This is a genomic window from Neisseria sp. P0019.S003 (genome assembly GCF_051957115.1).
GTDB lineage: Bacteria > Pseudomonadota > Gammaproteobacteria > Burkholderiales > Neisseriaceae > Neisseria > Neisseria flavescens_D.
The window spans coordinates 551,239-577,130 of the sequence record NZ_JBQCWT010000001.1; the positions used below are offsets into that span (position 1 = coordinate 551,239).

The 25,892-nt window shown below is 49.9% G+C and carries 25 protein-coding genes and 1 pseudogene; 14 read left to right on the top strand and 12 right to left on the bottom strand.

The window, feature by feature from the left end; translation table 11 throughout:
- Positions 1–99: 99 nt before the first annotated feature.
- The 5 genes and pseudogenes from speD to ACTHTS_RS02605 all read right to left on the bottom strand — a co-directional run bounded on the left by speD (position 100) and on the right by ACTHTS_RS02605 (position 3,773).
- On the bottom strand, positions 100–483 hold the full coding sequence (speD, locus tag ACTHTS_RS02585) for an adenosylmethionine decarboxylase (RefSeq protein WP_070849336.1): 384 nt from the start codon (positions 481–483) through the stop codon (positions 100–102).
- Positions 480–626 (bottom strand): hypothetical protein, encoded by a 147-nt coding sequence (locus ACTHTS_RS02590; RefSeq protein ID WP_004519337.1) that lies wholly within the window; start codon positions 624–626, stop codon positions 480–482. The genes speD and ACTHTS_RS02590 overlap by 4 nt, the downstream gene beginning before the upstream one ends.
- A gap of 4 nt (positions 627–630) precedes the next feature.
- Positions 631–2,148, bottom strand: a pseudogene (locus tag ACTHTS_RS02595) (DUF4178 domain-containing protein); the annotation flags it as partial.
- A 162-nt stretch (positions 2,149–2,310) separates the two neighbouring features.
- Positions 2,311–3,324 carry an SPFH domain-containing protein gene (locus tag ACTHTS_RS02600; RefSeq protein ID WP_070838552.1) on the bottom strand — a complete coding sequence of 338 codons (1,014 nt, stop codon included), beginning with the start codon at positions 3,322–3,324 and terminating at the stop codon, positions 2,311–2,313.
- A gap of 50 nt (positions 3,325–3,374) precedes the next feature.
- Positions 3,375–3,773 (bottom strand): DUF350 domain-containing protein, encoded by a 399-nt coding sequence (locus ACTHTS_RS02605; protein ID WP_039861961.1) that lies wholly within the window; start codon positions 3,771–3,773, stop codon positions 3,375–3,377.
- A gap of 206 nt (positions 3,774–3,979) precedes the next feature.
- On the opposite strand from ACTHTS_RS02605, the gene ACTHTS_RS02610 reads away from it, so the two are divergent.
- Positions 3,980–4,732, top strand: coding sequence for a CPBP family glutamic-type intramembrane protease (locus ACTHTS_RS02610; protein ID WP_440369123.1), 753 nt, complete (start codon positions 3,980–3,982; stop codon positions 4,730–4,732).
- A 73-nt stretch (positions 4,733–4,805) separates the two neighbouring features.
- On the opposite strand, the gene ACTHTS_RS02615 is transcribed toward ACTHTS_RS02610, so the two are convergent.
- Positions 4,806–5,153: a hypothetical protein gene (locus tag ACTHTS_RS02615; protein WP_003686176.1), complete on the bottom strand. Its 348-nt coding sequence runs from the start codon at positions 5,151–5,153 to the stop codon at positions 4,806–4,808.
- A 175-nt stretch (positions 5,154–5,328) separates the two neighbouring features.
- Here ACTHTS_RS02615 and ACTHTS_RS02620 point away from each other — a divergent pair, with 175 nt between their 5' ends.
- Together ACTHTS_RS02620 and ACTHTS_RS02625 are read left to right on the top strand one after the other, a co-directional pair.
- Entirely contained in the window at positions 5,329–6,219 is an 891-nt protein-coding gene (locus ACTHTS_RS02620; RefSeq protein WP_440369124.1) for a DMT family transporter, read from the top strand.
- An 18-nt stretch (positions 6,220–6,237) separates the two neighbouring features.
- On the top strand, positions 6,238–6,594 hold the full coding sequence (locus tag ACTHTS_RS02625; RefSeq protein WP_063067994.1) for an STAS/SEC14 domain-containing protein: 357 nt from the start codon (positions 6,238–6,240) through the stop codon (positions 6,592–6,594).
- 157 nt (positions 6,595–6,751) lie between these two features.
- On the opposite strand, the gene argS is transcribed toward ACTHTS_RS02625, so the two are convergent.
- A complete protein-coding gene (argS, locus tag ACTHTS_RS02630) occupies positions 6,752–8,470 on the bottom strand; it encodes an arginine--tRNA ligase (protein WP_440369125.1) in 1,719 nt (572 codons plus the stop codon).
- Positions 8,471–8,623: 153 nt separating this feature from the next.
- Here argS and ACTHTS_RS02635 point away from each other — a divergent pair, with 153 nt between their 5' ends.
- Together ACTHTS_RS02635 and ACTHTS_RS02640 are read left to right on the top strand one after the other, a co-directional pair.
- Complete coding sequence (locus ACTHTS_RS02635; RefSeq protein WP_440369126.1) at positions 8,624–9,160, top strand: isochorismatase family protein; 537 nt, start codon at positions 8,624–8,626, stop codon at positions 9,158–9,160.
- A gap of 13 nt (positions 9,161–9,173) precedes the next feature.
- Complete coding sequence (locus tag ACTHTS_RS02640) at positions 9,174–9,674, top strand: N-acetyltransferase family protein (RefSeq protein WP_440369127.1); 501 nt, start codon at positions 9,174–9,176, stop codon at positions 9,672–9,674.
- A 56-nt stretch (positions 9,675–9,730) separates the two neighbouring features.
- On the opposite strand, the gene tehB is transcribed toward ACTHTS_RS02640, so the two are convergent.
- Complete coding sequence (gene tehB, locus ACTHTS_RS02645; protein ID WP_063075963.1) at positions 9,731–10,600, bottom strand: SAM-dependent methyltransferase TehB; 870 nt, start codon at positions 10,598–10,600, stop codon at positions 9,731–9,733.
- A 12-nt stretch (positions 10,601–10,612) separates the two neighbouring features.
- Positions 10,613–11,002, bottom strand: a complete 390-nt coding sequence (locus ACTHTS_RS02650; protein WP_049323867.1) for a PH domain-containing protein — start codon at positions 11,000–11,002, stop codon at positions 10,613–10,615.
- A gap of 119 nt (positions 11,003–11,121) precedes the next feature.
- Here ACTHTS_RS02650 and rnhA point away from each other — a divergent pair, with 119 nt between their 5' ends.
- From rnhA to ACTHTS_RS02670, 4 genes are all read left to right on the top strand, one after another.
- Positions 11,122–11,559, top strand: coding sequence for a ribonuclease HI (gene rnhA / locus ACTHTS_RS02655; RefSeq protein WP_036473212.1), 438 nt, complete (start codon positions 11,122–11,124; stop codon positions 11,557–11,559).
- A gap of 10 nt (positions 11,560–11,569) precedes the next feature.
- Positions 11,570–11,884, top strand: a complete 315-nt coding sequence (locus ACTHTS_RS02660) for a hypothetical protein (RefSeq protein ID WP_070765124.1) — start codon at positions 11,570–11,572, stop codon at positions 11,882–11,884.
- A complete protein-coding gene (locus ACTHTS_RS02665; protein ID WP_003686086.1) occupies positions 11,881–12,279 on the top strand; it encodes an HIT family protein in 399 nt (132 codons plus the stop codon). The genes ACTHTS_RS02660 and ACTHTS_RS02665 overlap by 4 nt, the downstream gene beginning before the upstream one ends.
- A 74-nt stretch (positions 12,280–12,353) precedes the next feature.
- A complete protein-coding gene (locus ACTHTS_RS02670; RefSeq protein WP_440369128.1) occupies positions 12,354–13,547 on the top strand; it encodes an LD-carboxypeptidase in 1,194 nt (397 codons plus the stop codon).
- A gap of 63 nt (positions 13,548–13,610) precedes the next feature.
- Here ACTHTS_RS02670 and serC read toward each other — a convergent pair whose 3' ends face one another.
- Entirely contained in the window at positions 13,611–14,717 is a 1,107-nt protein-coding gene (gene serC / locus ACTHTS_RS02675; RefSeq protein ID WP_440369129.1) for a phosphoserine transaminase, read from the bottom strand.
- Positions 14,718–15,060: 343 nt separating this feature from the next.
- Here serC and rimP point away from each other — a divergent pair, with 343 nt between their 5' ends.
- The 5 genes from rimP (at position 15,061) to ACTHTS_RS02700 (ending at position 23,670) form a co-directional block, all read left to right on the top strand.
- Positions 15,061–15,492, top strand: a complete 432-nt coding sequence (gene rimP, locus ACTHTS_RS02680) for a ribosome maturation factor RimP (RefSeq protein ID WP_003685973.1) — start codon at positions 15,061–15,063, stop codon at positions 15,490–15,492.
- 27 nt (positions 15,493–15,519) lie between these two features.
- On the top strand, positions 15,520–17,025 hold the full coding sequence (nusA, locus tag ACTHTS_RS02685) for a transcription termination factor NusA (protein ID WP_070713315.1): 1,506 nt from the start codon (positions 15,520–15,522) through the stop codon (positions 17,023–17,025).
- A gap of 11 nt (positions 17,026–17,036) precedes the next feature.
- Positions 17,037–19,913 (top strand): translation initiation factor IF-2, encoded by a 2,877-nt coding sequence (gene infB, locus ACTHTS_RS02690; protein ID WP_440369130.1) that lies wholly within the window; start codon positions 17,037–17,039, stop codon positions 19,911–19,913.
- A gap of 350 nt (positions 19,914–20,263) precedes the next feature.
- Positions 20,264–23,002 (top strand): calcium-binding protein, encoded by a 2,739-nt coding sequence (locus ACTHTS_RS02695; RefSeq protein ID WP_440369131.1) that lies wholly within the window; start codon positions 20,264–20,266, stop codon positions 23,000–23,002.
- A 110-nt stretch (positions 23,003–23,112) separates the two neighbouring features.
- Positions 23,113–23,670 (top strand): nitroreductase family protein, encoded by a 558-nt coding sequence (locus ACTHTS_RS02700; RefSeq protein ID WP_440369132.1) that lies wholly within the window; start codon positions 23,113–23,115, stop codon positions 23,668–23,670.
- A gap of 78 nt (positions 23,671–23,748) precedes the next feature.
- On the opposite strand, the gene ACTHTS_RS02705 is transcribed toward ACTHTS_RS02700, so the two are convergent.
- Both ACTHTS_RS02705 and secF read right to left on the bottom strand, forming a co-directional pair.
- Positions 23,749–24,630, bottom strand: a complete 882-nt coding sequence (locus ACTHTS_RS02705; protein ID WP_440369133.1) for a carbohydrate kinase family protein — start codon at positions 24,628–24,630, stop codon at positions 23,749–23,751.
- Between the two features lie 325 nt (positions 24,631–24,955).
- Positions 24,956–25,891, bottom strand: a complete 936-nt coding sequence (gene secF, locus ACTHTS_RS02710) for a protein translocase subunit SecF (protein WP_188213765.1) — start codon at positions 25,889–25,891, stop codon at positions 24,956–24,958.
- Position 25,892: the final 1 nt, after the last annotated feature.

Genomic DNA, 25,892 nt, shown 5'->3' on the forward strand with positions numbered 1-25,892 from the left:
CAATTTTTTATTTTAAGCATTTTGTTTAAAAGCCTTCTTATACTAAATTTGTTATCTAATTTGCTATCAGCCGATTTTTTTCAGACGGCCTGACAGATTTTATTGTTCAACCGATGGTTGTATATCGTCCAGTATACCTTCGCCACGTTGCGCAACCGTCCAAACTACCCGTTCCACCGCCAATTCCCTGCACAACACTTCCTTCACTTTTTCCAATTTCATACCGCCGCAAATAAATGCGTCAATGGCGGCAAAACGGTGTTCCGGCCAAGTGTGGATACTGATATGAGACTCGGCGAGCAGTAAAACGCCGGTTACGCCGCCTGCGCCGCCGAAGGTGTGGAAGTGTTCGGTCAATATGGTGGCTTCTGCGGCTTGTGCGGCAGCTGCCAAAGCGGTTTTCAGACGGCCTTCATCTTTTAAGATGGCTTCATCGCAACCGTATAAGTCCAATAGGCCATGATTACCGGGCGCATGGGTCATTTATGGCCTCCGGAGAAACCGCTGCCGCCGTAATAGCCGCCGGAGTGCATACGCGAGCCGTCGGAGTCGGAAGAGCCGTAGCTGATGATCATGGAGATGACGATGATGATGGTGCTGAAAATGATGTAAGTGATTCTTGACATATTAATCCTCGTCCTCGTCTTTTTTGCCCATGCTCCACAATAACCAGCATCCTATAAAGATGACGGTAAGTGCAGCAGAACTGTCGCCTGTCAGCAGCGCAGGGAGATTGACGACAACCAAGATGGCGGTCATTATGATTCTTAATGATTTATCAATGCCGTCCGCCGCCATGTTTGCAGTGTAATGCGGAGCTTGGCTGGTCAGATTAAACGCATCTGCAATCTCCCGATAAGCAATTGGGGCACTTCTAGTCCATGCCATTTCGTGACTGTTTAGTTCGGAGCCAATCTTACGGCTTTGTCCGTCTCGGTAATCGCTGTAATAGTTCAAATCACCGTTTCGGACACGCCAATAAAACGCTCCGCTGGCAACCTTAACCTGTCCGCCATAGTCATAAAGTTTGCCATAGCCTTGCGGTTGGTGGTTGCGGTCGAGGCGCGGCCAATCGTTCAAGGTTTCGGAAATATTCCAACCTTCATCAGCTTCAACCAACCATAAGAAACCCTGTGTAGGGTTGTAAAGCAGATACTCCGTCCATTGTCCTTCGGGAGTGAGCGTACGGTTGAGGCCGCTGAACAGGTTTTCGAATGTTTCCTGTGCGTCGGTTTCGGCGTATCTGACTGCGCCCATAACGTAAAATTCGCGATTTTTCAGACGGCCTTGTCTGCCGACGGGCAGGGTAAACAGGCTTTGCTGCGCCGTTCGCATGGCGTTGGCGGTAATGAGTTCGGCTTTGTCTTTGCCGATTGCCAATTCGCTGCCGCAGCTTGGGCAGTTGAGATGGGCGGTGAGGCCGTTGACCCAGTGGACGGACGAGCCGCAGTTGGGACAGTTTTCTGAGGAAATACTGCCTTTCAGACGGCCTGCGCTTTCTTTGATTTCGTCTTCGCTGCGGGTGTTTTCCAGCTTCAAATCATCTAGGTTTACCATCCGCCCGAAGAAGGCTTCAGGTGTTTCGCTGCTGTAATCGAGCGTGATGAAAAGGTTTTCGCAACGCCAGTCGGAAACCCGATTTTCTGTATCCTCTTTCAAAACAAACGGCAACTCACCCTGCGCGGCCGCATGTTTCAAGCTGATGTTGCGGACATCGGAGGCAATATAGCGTTTATCTTGAAAAATCAGCTCGCTAAACCCTGCTCGCGTGTCTTCAAATCTCGGCGGATTATCGATTTCGACCGGCATGGTCATCACATACAAATCGCCCGCCTCAGAAAGCCAACCGGCCCTGCCGTCGTCAAACAGCGCATACCATTCGTTCCACGCGCCATCGTCGTATTGCACCTGAAGCCGTCCGACCAAGGTAAAGCGTTGTGCGACAAATGTGCCGCTGGTTCCGATTTGCAGCGGACTAAAATCTTCCAGCAACGCGGAATCGCGGCCGGAGTCGACAACGCCGTTATCTTGCCGCACCAGCATGCTGTTGCAATAGCCGCACACCAGCGTCACGGCGGAAGCAGAATGCGCTTCGACAGGCGCGCCGCAGCTTGGGCAGTCGGTTTTGAAGAAAGGGGTTTGAGACATGGGTTTGCTTTTTCAGAATGGGTTGGGATGTTTCAGACGGCCTTAACGTTTTTGAAGTCGGACAGGCTTAATCAAATCATTCGAAAGGCCGTCTGAAACCTTTTCCACAGAAGCAGCTCAATGCTTCTTTTGAATGATATTTTTCAGACGGCCTTCAATTGATTAACCAATCAGCTGCTTCAACACCTCAGCCTTGGCTTTATCAAAATCTTCTTGCGAAATCAAACCGCCATCCAGCAAAGACTTGAGTTTCACCAATTTCGCCTGCGGATCTTCGGCAGCCGGCTGAACATTTTGCTGAGCCTGTTGCGCATTCGGCTGCATCATGCCTGACATAGCACCCGCCATCGCCTGACCAATACCGGCACCTACGCCCAAACCGGCACCGATTCCGGCAAGTCCGCCTTCATTTTGTGCCGCAAGCGGGATGGATTCGGCGGTTTGATATTGGGTGTAGCGTCCCAAATCGCCGATAACGCCCATCGAAATTTTCTTATCCAACGCAGCCTGAATAGACGCAGGCAAGGTAATGCTTTCAACAGTGAAGTTTTCTAGCGCCAAACCCAGCTTGGCAAATTCCGCACCGAGCAATTCGCCGATTTTTTGCGACAACAAAACTTGGTTCGCCGCCATATCCAAGAATGGGATACCGGAGCTGCCAAACGCTGCCGCCAACTGGGTGACTGCAATATTGCGCAGTTGGTTTTCCAAGTCTACGCCGCTGTATTGCGCCGCCACGCCGCTGACTTCTTTGAAGAATTTTGCCGGATCGCTGATACGGTAAGAATACATACCGAATGAACGCAGTTGCACCGCGCCAAACTCGGCATCGCGTACGGTAACAGGTTGAGACGTCCCCCATTTTCGTGCAAGCTGTTGTTTGGTATTGAAAAAATAAACATCCGATTTAAACGGGGATTCAAAAAGCTTGTCCCAGTTTTTCAAGTTGGTCAGCACTGGCAGCGTTTGCGTATTGAGCGTGTAACGCCCCGGCCCGAACACGTCGGCGGTTACGCCTTCATCGACAAACATCGCCATCTGCGCCTCACGCACAGTCAGGCTTGCACCGTTTTGGATCTCCTCATCGGCAATCGGAAAACGCCACATCAGCAGGCTGTCATCGGGATTCGGCCATTGAATGACGTCGATAAACTGTTTCTTGATAAAGTTGAACATTTCAACTCCTTATAAAATAAATAGGGATACAAAATTCAAGGTATGGGTATTCAAGTCAAGCAAGCAGCATTCAAAATGCCGATCGAGATGGACACTGCGCCAAATAACGCGCCGACGGCAACATTGTTGCCGATGAGTTCTGCGGTAGCGCCTTTAATCATCATTGTCGCAGCGAAATAGACAAAAATCTGAATTACGGCTGCGGCAAGGGCCCACAGGATAAAATCGATGAAGCTGACGCTGTGGGCAATACTTGAAGCCAGTGTCAGACAAAAACCGACCAACGCGCCGCCAAATGATAAGGCGCAGGCAAGGTTGCCGTTTTTAATCAGGCGCAATTCTTCAACGGGTGTAATCCGCAGATATACGGCAGCAAAAACAACGGTCATGGCGATACCTGCCAACATGTATTGCAGGTAGAGCAGATATTGGGACAGAGAAATACTCACGATAAGATTCCTTGGTTTGCAATAAAGTGATTATGCCATATTTTTGAAGATAAACCCTTCGGAAAATATGGCATTTTTAGAAGCGCTTCAGGCCGTCTGAAACGGTCTGATTTTTAATTCATGTTTTATTGTGATAATTGTTGACGATTTTTGTATGTTTATGTAACTATTGCGCACCGCTATTTATTAGAGCAAAGAGTAAGAATATGAACATACTTGCCGCTATCCGCCCTAAAGAGCCTTTGCGCCATCTGCGCTGGTTTGACATGCTAATTGTGACCGCTATCCTGTTCGGTCAATTTGCCTACCGTTCTACCCAACTTTATATCGCCAGCCTGATGCCGCAAGTAGAAACAGCCGCCGTTGCCGAAGAGGCTCGCGATACTGCGGTAACCGGCGTGGCTTATTCTGAAAACATGAGCCTGCAGTTGACTCTGCTTGCTATTGCTCTGGTCTACCTCATTATCCGCCGTTTCGACTTCAAACAGTTGCCGATTCGCTTTAATTTAGGCGTATTGTTTTGGACGCCTGTGATTTTTATCCTGATGGGTCTGACCGCCGATGCGGTAACTTCATTAAGCGGCGGCTACAATTACTTTACCACTGAAATCTTCCAATACATCAAACCATTATCCATCTTCGATAAATTCGCCGCCCTTGCGCCGATGGCCATCCTCTACGGCCTTTTAAACGGCTTTTACGAAGAATTCTGTTTCCTCGGCCTCTTGACCTGCGTGGAAGACAAATACAAATGGCAGGCATTGGCCTATTCGACCTTGGTGCGCATCTCCTTCCATACTTATCAAGGTATGCTTTGGGCGACCGTTATCGGCGTTGTTTTCGGCTTGATGTACTACTTCTTCTACAAATACAAAGTTAAAAACCTGCTGCCGTTTTTCCTGATTCACGCCTTGGCAGATATCTTCGGCTCCGGCTTCATCTATTTGATTTGCGCTTAATAGCAACGGTTGGATGAATAAACAAGGCCGTCTGAAACATCATTTTTCAGACGGCCTTTTATCCTCTATCGGTTTACTTAATCAAAGTAATTGCTACATCGGCATCTTCGGTTGCAACTGCCTCAATCACTGCATCGCCGCCAAAACGCAACACCGATCCTGCGCCGACCGTATGTTTTTCAGTCTGATTCAACGTCACGTCAAAGCTTCCTTTTCCAACGGCAAAAATCAACGTTTTAAAACCCGGATGATCGTGCGGCTTAATCTGCTCCCCTTTCTTCATGTCTTTCTTAACGACCATGTAATTTTCGCCGCTGAAAATCTTACCGTTTTCGGAAGAAACCTCTCCCAAAGGCGCGGCAGAAACGGCAACGGAAAACAAAGCGGACAGCAATACGGCAGAAATATTGGAAACTTTCATGATAAGCCTTTCTTAAAAACAGAACCCCCATTCTATAAAAACCCACTTCATTGTTCAATAATAATTCTCATTTTCCAATAAAAAGGCCGTCTGAAACCCAACGATATTTTTCAGACGGCCTGATTGACCTGTATAATATTTTCTTATTAATAAAATCGCTTTACATACCCATCAAATGGAAACCGTCAGAAAAGATCCGCTCGGCTCGGCATGGATGGTTATTGCCGCGCTCGGCTTTACCGTCATGAACCTCTCCGTCAAAGCCGCCTCTACACATTTCGGCTTTTCCAGCGGCGAGCTGGTCTTTTGGCGCATGCTGGTCTCCACCCTGTTCTTAGGCATCATGGCCAAAGCGCAAGGCAACACGTTTTCCACGCCGCATTGGAAAACCCATCTCAACCGCAGCGTCATCGGCACGCTTGCCATGATGTGCACATTTTATTCCGTCATGCACCTGCCGCTGGCAACAGGCGTCACACTCAACTACACGTCCTCCATCTGGCTTGCCATTTTTTCATTTTTCATTTTAAAAGAACGAATTACGCTTTATACCCAAGCCATCTTGGTTATGGGCTTTATCGGCGTTATCCTCTTGCTCAACCCATCTTTTCAAGGCGGGCAGGAATTTGCCGCGCTGGTCAGTTTGGCAGGCGGCGCCATGTCGGGCTGGGCATATTTGCAGGTGCGCGAACTCTCGCTTTTGGGCGAACCGGGCTGGCGCGTGGTGTTTTACCTCTCGCTTACCGGCCTGATTATGGGCGCAGTCTGGAGCACCATCACAGGCTGGCATCCGCTGACCATCTCTTCCCTACCCTATCTGGCCAGCATCGGCATCTCCGCCATGATTGCCCAACTAGCCATGACCCGCGCCTACAAGGTCGGCAAGAAATTTACCGTTGCCTCGCTTTCCTATCTGACCGTCGTTTTCTCCGCCCTATCCGGCGTACTGCTTTTCGGCGATAAAATCACTTGGCAGGAAGCCGCCGGCATGGTTATCATTGTTGCAGGCGGCGTGTTCAGCAGTTTTACTCCGGCCTCAATCAAAAAATTTCTGATGAAGCAATAATTTAACAAGGAGAACACCATGATTTCCATCCGCGAACAATCTTACGGCTTAAACGTAGCGCTGTACAACGAGTTCACTTTGGACGATTTCCGCCAATTGGAAGAAGCCTTATTGGCCGCAAAACAAAAAATCCATCTGCCCGACATCCTGCTGGATTTATCCATGCTGAAAGACTTCACCATCGATATGGCGGTCGAACAAATCAAATTCCTCAACCAACATGAAACCGACTTTGGCCGCGTTGCCGTCATTACCGACGACATTTGGATCAAACTCGGCGCGCGCCTTTCCAGCCTCCTGACCAACCAACATCCCAAATATTTCAGCGACGCTGCCGAAGCACAGGCTTGGTTGTTGGCAAGCAATTTGAAATAAAGACAAGGCCGTCTGAACACATTACCTAAGCAAATTCAAAGCTGCTTAGGCTCAAAATCAACGGTATCACAATATTTTTCAAAGCATAAAAAAGGCCGTCTGAAACCTTGTAATCTACAAAGCTTCAGACGGCCTTTCATCGTTTTTATTCAAAAACTTACATAACACTCAATACATCAATGCCCAACAACTCCAAGCCTTGTTTCAGCGTGTCGCCGGTCAGCTTCGCCAGTTGCAGGCGGCTGTTACGAGTTGCACCTTCTGATTTCAGGATTGGGCAGGCCTCATAGAAGCGGCTGAACAAGGTAGCGATTTGATAGAGGTAGGCAGCGAGGTAGTGCGGATACGTGGTATCTGCCACGCTTTGCAATACGTCTTCAAATTTCAGCAACTCGGCGGCCAGTTGTTTTTCCAAAGGTTCGGTCAAAACAGTTGGCGCGGTTGCGTCCCATTCGCCTGCTTTGCGGAACACGCTTTGTACGCGTGTGTAGGCGTATTGCAGGTAAGGGGCGGTATTGCCCTCAAACGAAAGCATGGCGTCCCAGTCGAACACATAATCGCTGGTGCGGTTTTTGCTCAAATCAGCGTATTTGACTGCGCCGATGCCGACGGTTTTGCCGATTTTAGCGGCTTCGTCCGCGCCCAATTCAGGATTTTTCTCTTTTACCAAAGCAGTAGCGCGCTCAACTGCTTCGGTCAGCAGGTCAACCAGTTTCACGGTGTCGCCGCTGCGTGTTTTGAACGGCTTGCCATCTTTGCCCATCATGGTGCCGAAGCCGATAAACTCGGCTTTTACATCTTCCGGCAGATAGCCTGCTTTGCGGGAAGTGGTAAAGAGTTGCTCAAAGTGCAGGGCTTGGCGGTGGTCGACGACGTACAGCAAGCGGTCTGCATGAAGCGTGCCGACACGGTAGCGCAAACATGCCAAGTCGGTGGAAGCATAAAGGAAGCCGCCGCCTTGTTTTTGCACGATAAATGCGGCAGGTTCGCCGTCTTTGTTTTTGAACTCGTCCAAGAACACGACTTTCGCGCCGTCGTCTTCGACTGCCAAACCTTTTTCGACCAAATCATCGACTACGGGTTGCAAATCGTCGTTGTATTTCGATTCGCCTGCCACGTCTTCAGGACGCAGTTTCAAGCCCAGCGTGTCATAAACGGCTTGGGCGTGCGAGAGCGAAATATCGACAAACTGTTTCCACAATGCCAATACGGTTTCATCGCCGCCTTGCAGCTTCACAACGTATTCGCGTGCGGTGTCGGCGAAGGCAGGATCTTCGTCAAAACGTACTTTGGCGGCGCGGTAGAATTGCTCCAAATCCGCCAGCTCAAACGCGGCATTGTCTTTTTGCTGCTCAACCAAATAAGCGACCAACATGCCGAACTGCGTACCCCAGTCGCCGACGTGGTTTTGACGGACGACGGTGTTGCCCATAAATTCCAACACGCGTGAAATGCTGTCGCCGATGATGCTGGAACGCAGGTGGCCGACGTGCATTTCTTTGGCCAGATTAGGCGAAGAATAGTCGATAACGACGGTTTGCGGTTTATCAGTTTTTGCTACGCCGAAACGCGCGTCGTTCAAGGCCGTCTGAATGTTTTGGGCGAGGAAATCAGGACGTAGGCGCAGGTTGATAAAGCCCGGGCCGGCTACTTCCGCGCTTTCAATCACGGCATTGTCGGCCAATGCTTCGGCCACTTTTTGCGCCAACTCGCGCGGATTTTGTTTGGCTTTTTTCGCCGCACCCATCACGCCGTTGATTTGGAAATCGCCGAAATCGGGATTTTTCGCCGCCTGCAATACGACGGGGCTGTCGGACAAACCGGCAGCGGCAAAGGCTGCTTGGGCTTCACGTTCGACGGTTTGGTATAAATTCATGTTATCGGTCTCTATCAATTCAAATCAGGCGGTATTTTAAAAGAATTTCGGGCTTTAAAACAGGGCAAGCTGCAATACTTTTCCAGCGGCTTGTTATATGATTGCATTCTGATTCAACGATTTTGCTGTAAAGGCCGTCTGAAAGGAAAAGCCATGAACCCAAAAAATACGCTTTGTCTGATTGTCGATATTCAAGAACGCCTACTGCCCGCCCTCTCCGGCGCGGACGAAATGTTGGAACGCTGCCGCCTGTTGATTCAAGGCTTGACAGCTTTGGACGTACCCTTTGCCGTAACCGAACAATATCCGAAAGGTTTGGGCAACACTGTGTCCGCCGTATCGCTGCTGTTGCCCGAAGGTACGCCTGTTGTCGAGAAAACCCGATTTTCGGCATTTTTACCCGAAATTCAGGAAATCTTACGCAAAAACAACATTAAAAGCGTTATTTTGGTGGGTGCAGAAGCGCATATCTGTATGCTTCAGACGGCCTTGGATTTGAAAGCACAAGGTTACGCCGTATCCCTGCCTTTTGAATGCACCGCCTCGCGCACAACGGCCAACCGCGACAATGGTTTGGCGCAACTGAGCCGTCAGGGCATTATCATTTCCAATGTCGAAAGTATTTTGTTCCAACTGCTCGGCGATGCCAAACATCCGGCCTTTAAGACTATCTCCAAACTGATTCAATAACAGGCCGTCTGAAATGCAATACACCATCCGCCCTGCCCTGCGCCAAGACTTGCCCGCCATCGTCGATATTTACAACAGCACCGTGTCCACGCGCCAATCCACCGCCGATTTGTTGCCGACCACGGTTGCCGAACGCGAAATGTGGTTTGCCGCGCACACGGACAAACGCCCGATCTACGCCCTTTACGATGCCGACGGCACCGTATTGGCCTGGGGCAGTTTCAGCGACTACCATCCGCGCTACGCCTACCACATCAGCGCGGAAGTCAGCATTTATGTCCGCCACGATATGCGCGGCGCAGGCGTGGGCAAAATCCTGTTGCGGCACATGCTCGAACGCGCGCCGTCCTTAGGCATCCGCAACGTCATCGCGCTTGTGTTCGGCCACAACTATCCGAGCCTGAACCTGTTTCACCGTTTCGGTTTTGAAGAATGGGGGCGGCTGCCGCAAGTCTGCGATTTGGACACCATGTTGGCAGACGTCGTGATTTTAGGTAAAAAGATTGTGGATTGATTACGACAAAGGCCGTCTGAAAACTGAATTCAGACGGCCTTTTTACGGTAAAACCTTTATTCCGGTTTCTTCGCCAGCATGGTGACGAATTTAAACTGAATCGGATTGCCGAATTCGTCTTTCGCGTGCATCGAGCCCAGCTCTTCCTTGTATTCTACCAATTCCCAATCCTTATAGTATTCGCGCAACTCGCCCTCGCTGAATTTGAACGGGAACGGCATCGGGCAAGGGAAATCTTCCGTATCCATCGCAGACACGATCAGGTTGTAGCCGCCGGGGTTGGTGTGTTCCTTCATATTGGCAATCACGTCAGGAACGTAACGCGGCATCAGGAACATAAACACCACGGTCGCCACCATATAATCGAAGTTTTCCTGAATATTGGCGGCGTTGAGGTCGTATTCAAACGCGCGGACATTCAGTTCTTCGATACGCGCCAGCTCTTCCACGTTTTGCACCGCGTTCGGATTATTATCGACAGCGGTAACGTCAAAACCTTTCAAACCCAGATACAGCGCATTGCGGCCCTGACCGCAGCCCATATCCAAAACCTTGCCGACAGGCACGATGCCTTCGGCGGCGCGGACGGCCGAATGTGTCGCGCTCATGCCGTATTTCTTATTGAAATAGTCCGCCGCCTCGCAATAAAACGACAGTTGGATTTCCGTGTCTTGCGTTTGCGGCGCGATAAAGTGCCATGCTTGCGGATGGATAATCCAATCATCGCTTTCAGGCGTCAGCTCGTGCGTGGCCGTAACATTGCCCGCCTCGTCCACTTCATTGAAGTTCAGACGGCCTTGGAGGACATTGAGGCAGCCCCAAGTACCGGCAGCGGTATTGTGTTTGGACAACAAGGCTTCGGGAATCTCATCCGCCGTCCACACCGGCATCTGTTTGTAACAAAACAATTCTTGCTGTTCGCTCATCATGTTTCCTTTCTATTTTGACGGTTTCAACACGGCTTCTGCCAAGGCTTTTTGAATGGCAATCACGCTCTTGTCGCTTTTAAACTGCAAGGTTTCAGTCGGCACTTCGCTGGAAGAAACCCAAATCTTCAGCTCAGCATCCAAATCGAAATGACCCGAGGTTTCCACCGAAAAGCGCGATACTGAACGGTACGGAATCGAACGGTAAGACACTTTCTTGCCGGTCAAACCCTGCTTGTCCACCAACACCAGCCGATATTCGGTAAACACAATCAAATCGCGCACCAGGCTGAATGCCATTTTTACCTGTTCGCCATCAATCAGGATATTCGCCAAATCGCGTTCCACCGCATCGGCGTCTTTTTGCGAAGCATTGCCCAAAAGGCCGCTGAATAATCCCATATCTGCCTGCTTTCTATACGAGTGATAAGTGCAGGGTATTTTACACGCGCAAACCGTATTTGCCGATATTTCAGACGGCCTTATGTTATGATACCGCCTTATTCGACAAAGACATGCCCATGGATAAACCCGTTTACCTCTACACAGACGGCGCATGCAAAGGCAACCCCGGCGCAGGCGGCTGGGGTGTATTTATGCGCTACGGCACACACGAAAAAGAATTGTTTGGCGGAGAAGCCGAAACCACCAACAACCGCATGGAGCTGACCGCCGTCATCGAAGGCCTAAAATCCTTAAAACGCCGCTGCCAAGTCGTCATCTGCACCGACTCGCAATACGTCAAAAACGGCATGGAAAGCTGGATACACGGCTGGAAAAAAAACGGCTGGAAAACCGCCGCCAAAAAACCGGTTAAAAACGACGATTTATGGAAAGAGCTGGATAGTTTGGTTCAACAACACGATGTCCGCTGGACGTGGGTAAAAGGCCACGCCGGACACCCTGAAAACGAAAAAGCCGACGAACTCGCTAATCAAGGGGCGGCAAAATTTGCATAACACTTCACCCATGACTGTACTCAAATATCTCAAACCATTCTTTTGGATTGCCATCATTGCATTGATTTGTGTGACGCCCATAGCGCTTATGTTCGCCTATTCGCCCTTTCATGATGTCAATGATTATTTTAACTTTGGATTGTGCGATCACATTGAGAGTGCCGAAGAATGTGACGACTTAATCACGCCTTCCTATTTATTTTGGTGGTTTATACCCAAACCGTGGCTTTTCGCATTCATCACGCTGACTGCTATTTACCTCATTCTAAAAATCCTGATTGAAATCATCCGATTCCTATTCAGACTGAGAAAGAAAAACCCATGACCTGCCCCATCTGCACTGCCGACAACGAAGACATTTTGCTGCAAACGCCCAATCTGCGCGTTATCGCCGTCCACAACGAAGCCGGCGCACCGGCATTCTGCCGCGTTATTTGGAATGACCATGTTTCCGAGATGACCGACCTTTCCCCTGCCGAACGCAACGAAATCATGGAAATGGTGTATCAGGTTGAAGCCGCAATGCGCCAAGTCTTCCGCCCGGCCAAAATCAATCTGGCCAGTCTCGGCAATGTTGTGCCCCACCTGCATTGGCACGTCATCGCCCGTTTTGAAAACGACGCCAACTTTCCTGCGCCGATTTGGGCCGCGCCCGTACGCGAACACGGTATGGCCTTGCCTGAAAATTGGCCGCAACAAATCAAAAACTTAATTGCTTAAACTTTCAGACGGCCTGTAAGGTCCGACACACCAAGCTTCAGGCCGTCTGAACATATAACGAAAGGAAAACCTCAATGAACTCCACCACGCGCCGCCATTTCCTGCGTACCTGCTCTGCCGCGGCAGGTGCAGGATTGTTGCAAGCCTGCGGCACCGGCACGACCACCACGCCGCAAACCAAAACCACATCTACCACCGCGAAAGCCAAAACCGTGCAACCTAAGCAACCCCATCCGCCACGTTCCGGCGACAACCTCCTACGCGTTGTTGCGCCGTCAGGCTTCGCCGAAGACCCCAACCGCGTGACCACCGGCCTGACCCGCCTCTACAACGCAGGCTTTACCGTGACCAACCAACAGGCAGGCAGCCGCCGTTACCAACGCTTTGCCGGTAGCGATTCCCAACGCGCCGCCGACTTTCAAGAAGTTGCCAGCGGCCGTATCGAAACGCCCAAAGTCTTGATGGGCCTGCGTGGCGGCTACGGCGCGGCACGCATCCTACCGCAAATCGACTTTGCCTCACTCGGCGCAAGAATGCGCGAACGCGGCACATTGTTCTTCGGTTTCAGCGACGTATGCGCCGTCCAACTCGCCCTGTTGGCCAAAGGCAATATGATGAGCTTTGCAGGCCCGATGGTGTACAGCGAATTCGGCAAAGCAGACCCCAGCGTCTTTACCATGGATTCTTTCATCCGCGGCACAACCAACAACGTCAACATCGTTGATGTTCCAACCATCCAACGCGCCGATGTCAACGTAGAAGGCACATTGTGGGGCGGCAACCTCAGCGTTCTCGCCTCCCTCGCCGGTACGCCTTACATGCCCGATATTCAAGGCGGCATCCTCTTTATCGAAGACGTCAGCGAGCAACCCTACCGCATCGAGCGCATGCTCAACACGCTTTATCTGTCAGGTGTTTTGCAAAAACAACGCGCCATCATCTTCGGCGATTTCCGCATGGGCACCATCCGCGACGTGTACGACTCCAGCTACGATTTCTCCGCCGTCGTCAACCACATTTCGCGCACCGCCAAGATTCCTGTGTTGACCGGCTTCCCATTCGGCCACATCACCAATAAAACCACTTTCCCTTTGGGCGCGCATGCCAAAGTCCGCAGTACCGGCAACGGCGGTTATTCCGTAACCTTCAGCGGCTATCCTACGCTGAACCCGTCCGCGCTGACACTCGACAGCCTGCTGCCGCCTCCTGTTCCGACTTACGACAGCACCATCTACCGCGACAGCATCACTGAAGAAGTCACCGAATAAGGCTTGTTCAAATCAAAAGGCCGTCTGAAACCCAGTTTCAGACGGCCTTTTTATATCTTCATCTTAACCGTAACGTCGTTGGAAATCTTTCATAAAGTCGGCCAACGCGTTCACACCTTCAAGCGGCATCGCGTTATAAATGCTGGCACGCATACCGCCGACGGTTTTATAACCCTTGAGCAGGCACAAGCCCTGCAACTCGGCTTCCAACACAAAGCGGCGGTCCAAGTCTTCGCTTGCGGTTTTGAAGACCACGTTCATTTTGGAGCGTGCATCAGGATGGATATCGTTGATGTAAAAACCGCCGCTGCCGTCTATCGTCTCATACAAGGTGTGCGCCTTTATTCGATTGACCGCTTCAATTTTTTTCACACCGCCCTGCGTTTGCAGCCAGCGGAACACCAAACCCGACATATAAATCGCATAAGTGGAAGGCGTGTTGTACATACCGTCGCGGTTGATGTGCGAACGGTAGTTGAACACATCGGGAATATCTTTTGGACAACGCTCCAGCAAATCCTCGCGGATAATGACCACGGTCGCACCGGCAGGGCCGATATTTTTTTGCGCGCCGGCATAAATCAAGCCGTAATCAGACACATTAAACTCACGCGACAAAATCTCGCTCGACATATCGCATACCAACGGCGGCAGGCCGTCTGAAAGTTTGGGGACGTTTTGATACTGCAAGCCGTTTACGGTTTCATTAATCGCAAAATGAACAAACGCAGAATTCGGGTTGACATCCCAATCCTCAACCGCAGGCAGGTTTTTATAGGCATATTGCTCGCCGCCATGCGCGGCCAAACGGATTTCAGCATTGCTCAAACGGCTCATCTGTTCATAGGCAATGCGGCTCCAGTTGCCCGTTACCACCGCGTCGGCAGTCGCAAAACCATGCGCCAAATTCATGGCCACCATATTGAATTGCGTGGTCGCACCGCCCTGTAAAAATAGGATTTTATAGTTGGACGGAATATTCAAAAGCTGACGCAAGTCTTGTTCGGCATGATGCAGAATACTCAAAAACATATCCGAACGGTGGCTCATCGCCATCACGGGAAAGCCCGTACCGTTGTAGTCGAGCATTTCCTGTTGCGCGGTACGCAATACCGCTTCCGGCAATACGGCAGGACCGGCGGAAAAATTGTAAATCGGGTGTGCGGACATGGCGGCCTTCTTTCTTATTCGGTGGGTATGAAGAAATTGTAGAACCGCCTTGCACATTGTGCAAGCACGAAAAATCAGAAAATCCAAGGCCGTCTGAAAACAAAGCAATACCAATTATTTGTTTTCCAAACTAATTTAAGAAACACCACACCAAAACTTGTCAACAATTTCCTTTTCAGACGGCCTCAACCCTCCCCTTTACATTTAAGCAATCACTTCAAAAAATCCACGCCAAATCAACACTTTTCTTTTATCTTGAAAACAGTTATAATAGGCCAATTTTTCAAATCACACGAAAAATGGCCGCGCGGCCATTTTTTTGTTTATGTACTTCTGGAGAAGCATGGATATTCAAAGCATTCTTGATAAAACCCTGCCCGGCTTGGGCTACGAGCTGGTCGATTTCGAACTGACCGCACAAGGCGATTTGCGCGTTTTCATCGATAAAGAAGGCGGCATCACCGTCGAAGACTGCGCCACTGTCAGCAACCATCTGAGCCGCGTGTTTATGGTTGAAGACATCGACTACAAACGTTTGGAAATCTCCAGCCCGGGCCTTGACCGTCCGTTGAAAAAAGCCGCCGACTTCGTGCGCTTTGCCGGCCAGAATGCCAAAATCAAAACACGCCTGCCGATTGACGGTCAGAAAAACTTCATCGGCCGCATCGAATCTTGCGAAAACGACATCGTTACCGTCTCTTTCGACGGCAAAACTGCCCAAATCGAATTGAGCAACATCGACAAAGCCCGTTTGCGCCCCGAATTTAAATTTTAAAAACCGATTACTTGGAGATTCTAGAAAATGAGTCGCGAAATGTTACAGCTGGCCGAAGCGCTGGCAAGTGAAAAAAACGTTGAAACGGAAGTCGTATTCAAAGCCCTTGAATTCGCCCTCTCTACTGCTGCCAAGAAAAAAGCCGACCGCGAGCACATGGACGTGCGCGTCGAAATCGACCGCGATACCGGCGAATACCAAACCTTCCGCCGCTGGCTGATTGTTGCCGATGAAGACTACACCTACCCCGACGTAGAAAAAACCATCGAGGAAATCCAAGAAGAAATTCCCGGCACAACCATCCAAATCGGCGAATACTACGAAGAGCAGCTGCCAAACGAAGGCTTCGGCCGCCAAGCCGCGCAAACTGCCAAACAAATCATCCTGCAACGCATTCGCGATGCAGAGCGCGAGCAAAACCTGAACGAGTTCCTCGCTTCTAAAGAAGACATCGTTTCCGGTACGGTAAAACGTGTCGAGCGCCACGGCATCATCGTTGAAGTCGTCGCGGGCAAACTTGACGCCCTGATTCCGCGCGAAGAAATGATTCCGCGCGAAAACTTCCGCAGCGGCGACCGCATCCGCGCCCTCTTCCTGCGTGTGGATGAAATCGGCAATACCGGCCGCAAACAAGTCATTTTGAGCCGTACCAGCGGCGACTTCTTGGCTAAACTCTACGCCAACGAAGTACCTGAAATTGCAGACGGCCTGTTGGAAATCCGCGAAGTAGCACGCGACCCCGGCCAACGCGCCAAAGTTGCCGTTAAAGCCAACGACCAACGCATCGACCCACAAGGTACTTGTATCGGCGTGCGCGGTTCCCGTGTTAACGCCGTGAGCAACGAATTGTCCGGCGAACGCATCGACATCGTATTGTGGTCTCCTGAGCCTGCCCAATTCGTGATGAACGCGCTGTCTCCTGCCGAAGTGAGCCGCATCGTGATTGACGAAGACAAACACGCGGTTGATGTAATCGTTGACGAAAACCAACTGGCGCTGGCCATCGGCCGCGGCGGTCAAAACGTCCGTCTGGCTTCCATCCTGACCGGATGGCAGCTGAACATTATGACCGTTGAAGAAGCTGATGAGCGCAATGCCGCCGAAGATGCGGTTATCCGCAACCTCTTCACCACCCACTTGAACATCGACGACGAAACCGCCGATATCTTGGTGGAAGAAGGCTTTGCCACTTTGGAAGAAGTTGCTTACGTTCCAGCGGCAGAATTGCTCTCGATTGACGGTTTTGACGAAGAAATCGTTGAAACCCTGCGCAATCGCGCACGCGATGCGATCCTGACCATTACCATCGCCGCAGAAGAAAAACTGGGTGAAGTGTCTGAAGACATGCGCAATTTGGACGGCGTAGATTCCGACATGTTGCGCAAACTGGCCGAAGCCGGCGTTACCCAACGCGACGATCTGGCCGAATTGTCTGTTGACGAATTGGTCGAAATTACCGGTATTGACGAAGAAGAAGCCAAAAAAGTGATTTTGGCTGCACGCGAACACTGGTTTACTGAAGAAAACAACTAAGGGGGTACTGAATGAGTAATACAACCGTAGCGCAATTTGCCGCCGAACTAAACCGCCCCGTCGATGATTTGCTTAAACAATTGAAAGAAGCCGGGGTCAATAAAAACAGCGGTAATGACAGCATAACCACTGACGACAAACAATTGCTGACCGCTTACCTGCAAAAGAAAAACGGCAGCAACAGTGGCACCATCAGCATCCGCCGCAAAAAAACCGAAGTCAGCACCGTTGACGGCGTAAAAGTGGAAACACGCCGCCGCAGCCGTGCCGTTACCATTCCTTCTTCCGAAGAATTGGCAGCGGAAGCCAAAGCCAAAGTAGCAGCGGAAAACCAAAAAGCCGAAGCAGAAAAAGCAACCGCCCAAGCTGCCAAAGAAAAAGCCAAAGCTGAAGCAGAAGCTGCCGCCAAAGCCGAAGCCCGTGCCAAAGCAGAGGCCGAAGCAGCCAGACTGAAAGCAGCCAAAACCGCACCCAAAGCGGAAGGCAAACCTGCCGAAGCCAAAAAAGAAGAAGCCAAACCGGTTGAAGCCGTAGAAGCTAAGGTCGAAGCAAAAGTTGAGGCTAAAGCAGACAACAAGCCGTCTGAAAAATCCGTTGAAGCCAAAAAACCTGCCAAAGCCAAACAAGACAAAGGCAGCAAAGGCAAAGAAGCGAAAAAGGCAGCCAAACCTGCCGCTCCTGCCGTACCGCAACCTGTCGTCAGCGTGGAAGAACAGGCTCAACGCGATGAAGAGGCCCGTCGTGCCGCCGCCCTGCGTGCGCATCAAGAAGCTTTGTTGAAAGAAAAACAAGAGCGTCAAGCACGCCGTGAAGCCATGAAACAACAGGCCGATCAAGACTCAAAACCTACGAAAGAAGCCAAATTAGGCGAACGCAACAAACCTGCCGAGAAAGCAAAAGCGGCATCCGGCGAAGGCAAATCCGAACACAACGCGCGCGGTAAAAAAGAAGACCGTCGTGACCGTGACGAAGAAAACCAAGGCCGTAACGCCAAAGGCAAAGGCGGCAAAGGCGGCCGTGACCGCAATAATGCACGCAATGGCGACGACGAGCGCGTACGCGGCGGTAAAAAAGGCAAAAAACTCAAACTTGAGCCAAACCAACACGCCTTCCAAGCGCCGACCGAACCTGTCGTACACGAAGTTTTGGTACCTGAAACCATTACCGTTGCCGACTTGGCACACAAAATGGCCGTTAAAGGCGTCGAAGTGGTGAAAGCCCTGATGAAAATGGGCATGATGGTAACCATCAACCAATCTATCGACCAAGACACTGCTCTGATTGTGGTGGAAGAACTCGGCCACATCGGTAAACCTGCAGCCGCCGACGATCCTGAAGCATTCTTGGATGAAGGCGTTGAAGCAGTAGAAGCCGAAGCATTGCCGCGTCCACCGGTTGTTACCGTGATGGGTCACGTTGACCACGGTAAAACTTCCCTGCTGGACTACATCCGCCGCGCCAAAGTGGTACAAGGCGAAGCAGGCGGCATTACCCAACACATCGGTGCATACCACGTTGAAACCCCACGCGGCGTGATTACCTTCTTGGATACTCCGGGTCACGAAGCGTTTACTGCCATGCGTGCGCGCGGTGCGAAAGCAACCGATATCGTGATTCTTGTGGTTGCAGCCGACGACGGCGTGATGCCGCAAACCATCGAGGCAATTGCCCACGCTAAAGCCGCGGGTGTACCGATGGTGGTTGCCGTCAACAAAATCGATAAAGAAGCCGCCAACCCAGAGCGTATCCGCCAAGAGCTAACTGCACACGAAGTTGTGCCTGACGAATGGGGCGGCGATGTACAGTTTATCGACGTTTCCGCTAAAAAAGGCCTGAACATCGATGCATTGCTCGAAGCCGTCTTGCTCGAAGCTGAAGTTTTGGAACTGACTGCCCCAGTCGATGCACCTGCCAAAGGTATCATTGTTGAGGCACGTTTGGACAAAGGCCGCGGCGCGGTTGCCACATTACTGGTTCAAAGCGGTACGCTGAAAAAAGGCGATATGCTGCTGGCCGGTACTGCATTCGGTAAAATCCGTGCAATGGTTGACGAAAACGGCAAAGCCATCAATGAAGCCGGCCCGTCTATCCCTGTCGAAATCCTCGGCTTGTCCGACGTTCCGAACGCAGGCGAAGATGCAATGGTATTGGCCGACGAGAAAAAAGCGCGCGAAATCGCCCTCTTCCGTCAAGGCAAATATCGCGATGTACGCTTGGCCAAACAACAGGCCGCAAAACTGGAAAACATGTTCAACAACATGGGCGAAAACCAAGCCCAATCCTTGTCTGTCATCATCAAAGCAGACGTACAAGGTTCTTACGAAGCTTTGGCGGGCAGCCTGAAAAAACTGTCCACAGACGAAGTGAAAGTGAACGTGTTGCACAGCGGCGTTGGCGGCATTACCGAATCTGATGTCAACTTGGCCATCGCTTCCGGCGCATTCATCATCGGCTTTAACGTCCGTGCAGATGCTTCCGCACGCAAACTGGCTGAGAATGAAAACGTGGAAATCCGTTACTACAACATCATTTACGATGCCATCGACGACGTGAAAGCCGCCATGAGCGGTATGCTCTCTCCGGAAGAGAAAGAGCAAGTAACCGGCACGGTCGAAATCCGTCAGGTTATCTCCGTTTCCAAAGTCGGCAATATTGCAGGCTGTATGGTTACCGACGGTGTGGTCAAACGCGATTCCCATGTCCGCCTCATCCGCAACAACGTGGTTATCCATACCGGCGAGCTGTCTTCTTTGAAGCGCTACAAAGACGACGTCAAAGAAGTCCGTATGGGCTTCGAGTGTGGTCTGATGCTCAAAGGCTACAACGAGATTATGGAAGGCGACCAACTCGAATGTTTCGACATCGTCGAAGTTGCCCGTACTCTGTAATCAGACAGGCCGTCTGAAAAATCAGAAGCAGGTTTTGCAATGCGAAACCTGCTTCTTTTTTTCAGACGGCCTTTTTACAACCATTCATAGTTTGAAACTATGGAAATTGATGTGTGGTATGTAAGAAACAAAACAGCCGCACAAGGCAAAGCCATTTGGCAAAAGAATAGACGGCAAACTAAGCCTGATAAGGCTCTCTATATATTGTCATATCTTAACGTTTCTGTTGTTTTTCTCAAATTTCGGCACTAGTATATACAGCCTAAACACAATACAAATTAAGCAATACCGGCCATATGCCGGATACGTTTACTTCCTTGTTACTCTCATCAATATCTAAAGAAAATATCATGACAATCGAAAAAGCAATGCGCATCCGCAATGCGCAATTTGAATTACGACATTTAGAGCAATTGCAGCCATCTCCCCTTGCACAAGCAACAACAGGTACTTCGAGAGATGACGTTTATTATGTAACCCGCAGCGACGATAAAATCATTGAAAACCCAAATGGAGGCGATGATACGGTTTACAGCAACGTCAGCTATACCCTTCCAAACCACGTTGAAAATCTTGTTTTGACTGGTACAGCCGACATCTTCGGCGCAGGCAACAACAGCAACAACATCCTCATCGGCAATGAAGGCCGCAACCGCCTCAACAGCGGCCGCGGTGACGACATTGTTTACGGCGGTGGCGGCAACGATTTCATCAACAGCGGCGAAGGCAACGACCGTCTTTTCGGCGAAACAGGCAATGACACCCTCAACGGCGAAGCAGGCAATGATGTGCTTGAAGGTGGAGAAGGTGACGACACCTATCTTTTTTCTGCCAAAAGTGAGCAAGACACCATCATCGACAATCAAGGTCACAACAGCATCCGCTTTCATACCGACCTAAGCCTTAACGATTTGACCGTTGAAGCCCGAAACAACGAAACCGGCGGTCAAGACTGGCTGATCGCCGTGAAAAACAGCAACGCCGTTTTAACCATCAAAAACCAATACACTCAAAACGGTACAACACCGGCAGTCTCCCAATTCATCATCGGCACACAAAAACTGGATGTAAACAGCTTTGCCAAATATTTCGATATTTCCCTGACTGAACATACCGAAAACGGCCAGACCATCGATGGCAGCGACGACAATGACCACCTGATCGGCACATCCGGCGATGATATTATCGACGGCAAGGCTGGTGCCGACATTATGGAAGGCGGAGACGGCAATGACACTTACTACGTTGATGATGTAAAAGACGTGGTGATTGAACAAGCTGGCGGCGGCGAAGATACCGTATTCAGCAGCATTTCCCATACTGCCGCTACCCACGTCGAAAATGTTACCTTGACCGGCTCGGCCAATATTTTTGCCGCCGGCAACAACAGCAATAACATCCTGACCGGCAACGAAGGCCGCAACCGCCTCAATAGCGGACGCGGTAATGATACCGTTTACGGCATGGGCGGCAACGACAGCCTAAACGGCGGCGATGGCAACGATTATCTAGATGGCGGCGACGGTAACGATCTCATCAACGGTGATGCAGGCAACGATGTTTTGGTGGGCGGCAACGGCAAAGACATTCTGAAAGGCGGCGCTGGAAACGATACCTATATCTACGGCGACAACGATACCATTATCGATAACCAAGGCATCAATACCCTCAAGTTTTCAGACGGCCTGAACAATGCCAAGCTCAACCTGAAGACCATTCATAACGACGATGGCAGCCAAAGCTGGGAAATTACTTCGGAGCAAAGTTCAGCCTTGATTCAAAACCAAATCGGCGCGGATGGCAGTATTTCCATCGACCGTTTCCAGTTCAGCGACAAAACTTACACTGCCGCACAATTCCAACAAGTCTTCCAAGCGCTGAAGGTCGAAGCCATTAAATTTGCCGGCACAAACGGCGACGATACCTTGCATGGCAATGCAGGCAACAATGAAATCGACGGCGGCAACGACGGCCATGACACCCTTTATGGCCACGATGGCGATGACATCTTGCGCGAACACAGTGCAACCTATTACAGCACTGAGCCGGATTCCGACGATAAACTTTATGGTGGCAATGGCAATGACAAACTCTATGCCCATGTAGGTGCCGACCTGCTTGACGGCGGCGCAGGCAATGATTATCTGGAAGGCGGCGAACACAACGATACCTATATCTTCGGCAAAGGTTACGGTCACGACACCATTTTCGACTACAACTTTGGTTTCGACAGCGAGGCCGGCCTGCACACGCTCAACGCCAACGTCGTGAAATTTACCGGCGGCATTACTCTTGACGACCTTGAAATTACCATTGAAAAAGGTTACGACAAAACCGGGATTGCCGACATGCCCGACAGCAACCAATTTGTATCCAATCCCCTGTTGGATGGCGACACATGGCATATCCGCATTAAAGGCACAGACGATGTTTTAACCATCAAAAACCAAAGCGGTATTTATGGTGCGATTTCCGAGTTTCAGTTTGACGGCAATACCTCATACAGCACGGGAGAGGTAATCAACCACTTCAAACTGTCTATCCCGCACATGATCGGTAACACAAACATCGCCCAATACACCGGCCAACCCGTTGAAGAACTCAACCGTGATGTGTACAACAACTTCAACCACACCATCCACGCCGATAGCGACAACAGCGATTTAGATTTGTCGCGTTACACTTCTGTTGTCGAATACAGGGGCAATCGCAGCGATGAAACCATTACTTTGGGCCGAGGCATCAACATCGTTGATACGGCCGGCGGCAACGATACCATTACCGACCCGGGTGCCGACAACACCGTTATCATGTTTGGCAGAAACAGCGGCAACGACACCTTCAATCCGTATGGTGGCAGCGATACCCAAGTCCTTTTCAAAGAAAGGCTGACACTGAAAGATTTACAGTTGAAAACCGGCGATGATTGGGTCTTAACCATCAAAGATACAGGCGACACCCTGACCATCCATGACATTGCCAACAATAATGTTGACAGCTTTGTATTCGGAAACGGTAAGAGCTACACCACCGACGAAATCAGCAAAGCACTGATTACTGAAAATACACAAAACAACGGTATCCTGTAAAACCCAAAGGCCGTCTGAAACCTTAATTCAGACGGCCTTAGTCCTTTGCTGATTTATTTATCGTTCTGTTATATAATTATTCTCATTCGAATTCACAAGAAAGAATAAAAATGGATGCCTTAAATCTCCTCACCACGCGTCGATCTTCCAAAAAACTGGCTGCTCCGGCACCCAATGCCGAGCAACTGGAACAAATGCTGCAAGCGGCAACACAAGTACCCGATCACGGCAATATGCGCCCTTTCCGCTTTACCGTTATTCAAAGCGAAGCCGGTTTACAACGTTTCCGTGAGCTTTTGAGCAAGACCGTTACCGAACTCAACTTCGGCGATGATGCCATGAAAAAAGCCGAACGTGTCGGCAACATGGCGCCTATGATTATCGGCGTTACATTCGCGCCGAACCGTGAAGTGGCAAAACCCAAACCTGAATGGGAGCAAATGCTGACTGCCGGCTGCGCCGCCTATGCTTTACAACTGGCTGCTTCTGCTCAAGGCTTCGACAATGTTTGGATTACGGGCATGTGGGTCAACAGCCCATTGTTGCGCGAAGCATTTGAGTGTGCCGACAAAGACAAAATCATCGGCCTGATTATGATTGGTTCGCCGACTGAAGAAGGCAGCGGCCCAAAAAATACCAACTTGGAATGTTTTACCACTTATTGGTAAAGCCTAAAAACACTCAGGCCGTCTGAAAACCTGATTTAATGGTTTTCAGACGGCCTTTTTATGTCTCTTGTCAAAATATCAAGCCGGATTCATAAACGCTTCAACTTCTTCCAAAGAAATATCCGCCGTTGCACCATGACGCGAAGCAACCAATGCACCCAGCGCACAAGCAAAAGTAATGGCTTCTTGAGGAGGCGCATTATTGAGCAGCTTGTAAGTCAAACCGCCAAGAAAGCTGTCGCCGGAGCCGACAGTATCCACCACTTTGACGCGGAAACCGCAATGGCGGTACACCTCGCCGTCCTTATACAAAACCGCGCCATGACTACCCAAAGTCACACACAAGATTTTGACGCCGGTCAGCTCAACGAGGTAGCCGATATTTTGCTCGATACTGTGATAAGGAGAGCCATAAGCCGCAGCCAATTCATACAACTCATCATCATTGAGTTTGACCATATCGGACTGTTTCATGGTCTCTAACAAGCGGTCAATATCGTAATGAGGCTTGCGTAGATTAACGTCAAAAATTTTGAATTTGGCTTCTTTCAGCAAAATAGCCAAGCTTTTACGCGAAATTTCATCACGGGTTGCCAAGCTGCCAAAAACGAAAGCATCGGACTCTGCCACACGTTTGATTGCCGCATCATCAACCGCAATCCTGTCCCACGCGCAAGGGTAAACAATCTCATAAGACGCACTGCCATACTTGTCCAAGTGTACTTTCACCAAGCTGGTCGCACATTCATGGCAAACCTGCAAATAATCAGTATTGACGTTTTTACTTTGAATCTGGCGTAGCAATTCTTCACCATCGGCATCATCGCCACGACGGCTGATGATGGCAGTATCAATACCCAAAGACTGCAAACGAACGGTAACATTCAGGGGTGCACCACCCAATACCTTTCCATTTGGAAAATCGTCCCACAGCACTTCGCCGAAACTGGTTACTTTCATTCTTGGCCTTCCTTTTTTGAGGTTGATTGGCAGGGTCTGCACACCCGACAGATTTTTTGCAAATCATGTTCTTGTAGTAAAACTCCAGTATCGGGGGCAAAAGTATTATGTTTTAAAATATTGTGACTGACAAGCAATTAAGGGGATATCAGACAATAAACTTGATTCATCACAAAATTATATTGTTCCTATTTTTTTCTTTTTCTGTCACATTTATCCCCTCTCATTTCATTAAAACAAAATATTCTGAAATTTAAATACAAAAGGCCGTCTGAAAACTGATTCAATCAATTTTCAGACGGCCTTTATCGAATTATTGCAATGTTTAGACTACAACTTCTTCTTTTTTCTTCACTTCTTTGGCAATGTTCTCACGACTCAAGCCAAACATCAGCAAGAGCGGGCTGGCAACCAATACGGAAGAGTAAATACCGAACACGATACCGATGGTCAGCGCCATAGAGAAACCGTGCAAGGCTGCACCACCGAACACCAGCATAGAAACAACCATTGCCTCGGTCGAACCGTGGGTAATGATAGTACGGCTCATGGTTGCAGTAATCGCGTTGTCAATGACTTCCGGCACAGTGTGACCGCGCATATGCGGCTTACGGAAGTTTTCACGAATACGGTCAAACACAACCACAGATTCGTTCACGGAGTAACCCAAAACTGCCAAAATACCTGCCAAGACAGTCAGAGAGAATTCCCATTGGAAGAAGGCGAAACAGCCGAGAATAATCACGATATCGTGCATATTCGCAATAATCGCGGACACTGCAAAACGCCACTCAAAACGCATGGACAAGTAAATAATAATACCTGCCACCACGAAGCTCAATGCCATCAAACCATTGGTAACCAATTCTTCACCAACCTGAGGGCCGATAAATTCAACTTGGCGCAAAGTAACGTCAGGATTGTCTTTTTTCAGCAAATCCATCACTTGGTTGGACAGCTGGGCTGACGTTACACCTTCTTTGTTCGGCAGGCGAATCATGATGTGTTTGTTCGTACCCAATGCCTGAACCTGTACATCACCCATTTTCAGCGTATCGAGGCGTTCGCGCGTTTTATTCACATCCACGCCCTGCTGATATTGGACTTCCATTACCGTACCGCCGGTAAATTCGACGGAGAAATTCAGGCCTTTGGTTACCAAAAAGAACACGGCGGCGATAAACGTAACCAACGAAATAAAGGTCGTCAGTTTGCCGTAGCTCATAAACGGAATATCGCGTTTGATTTTAAATAATTCCATG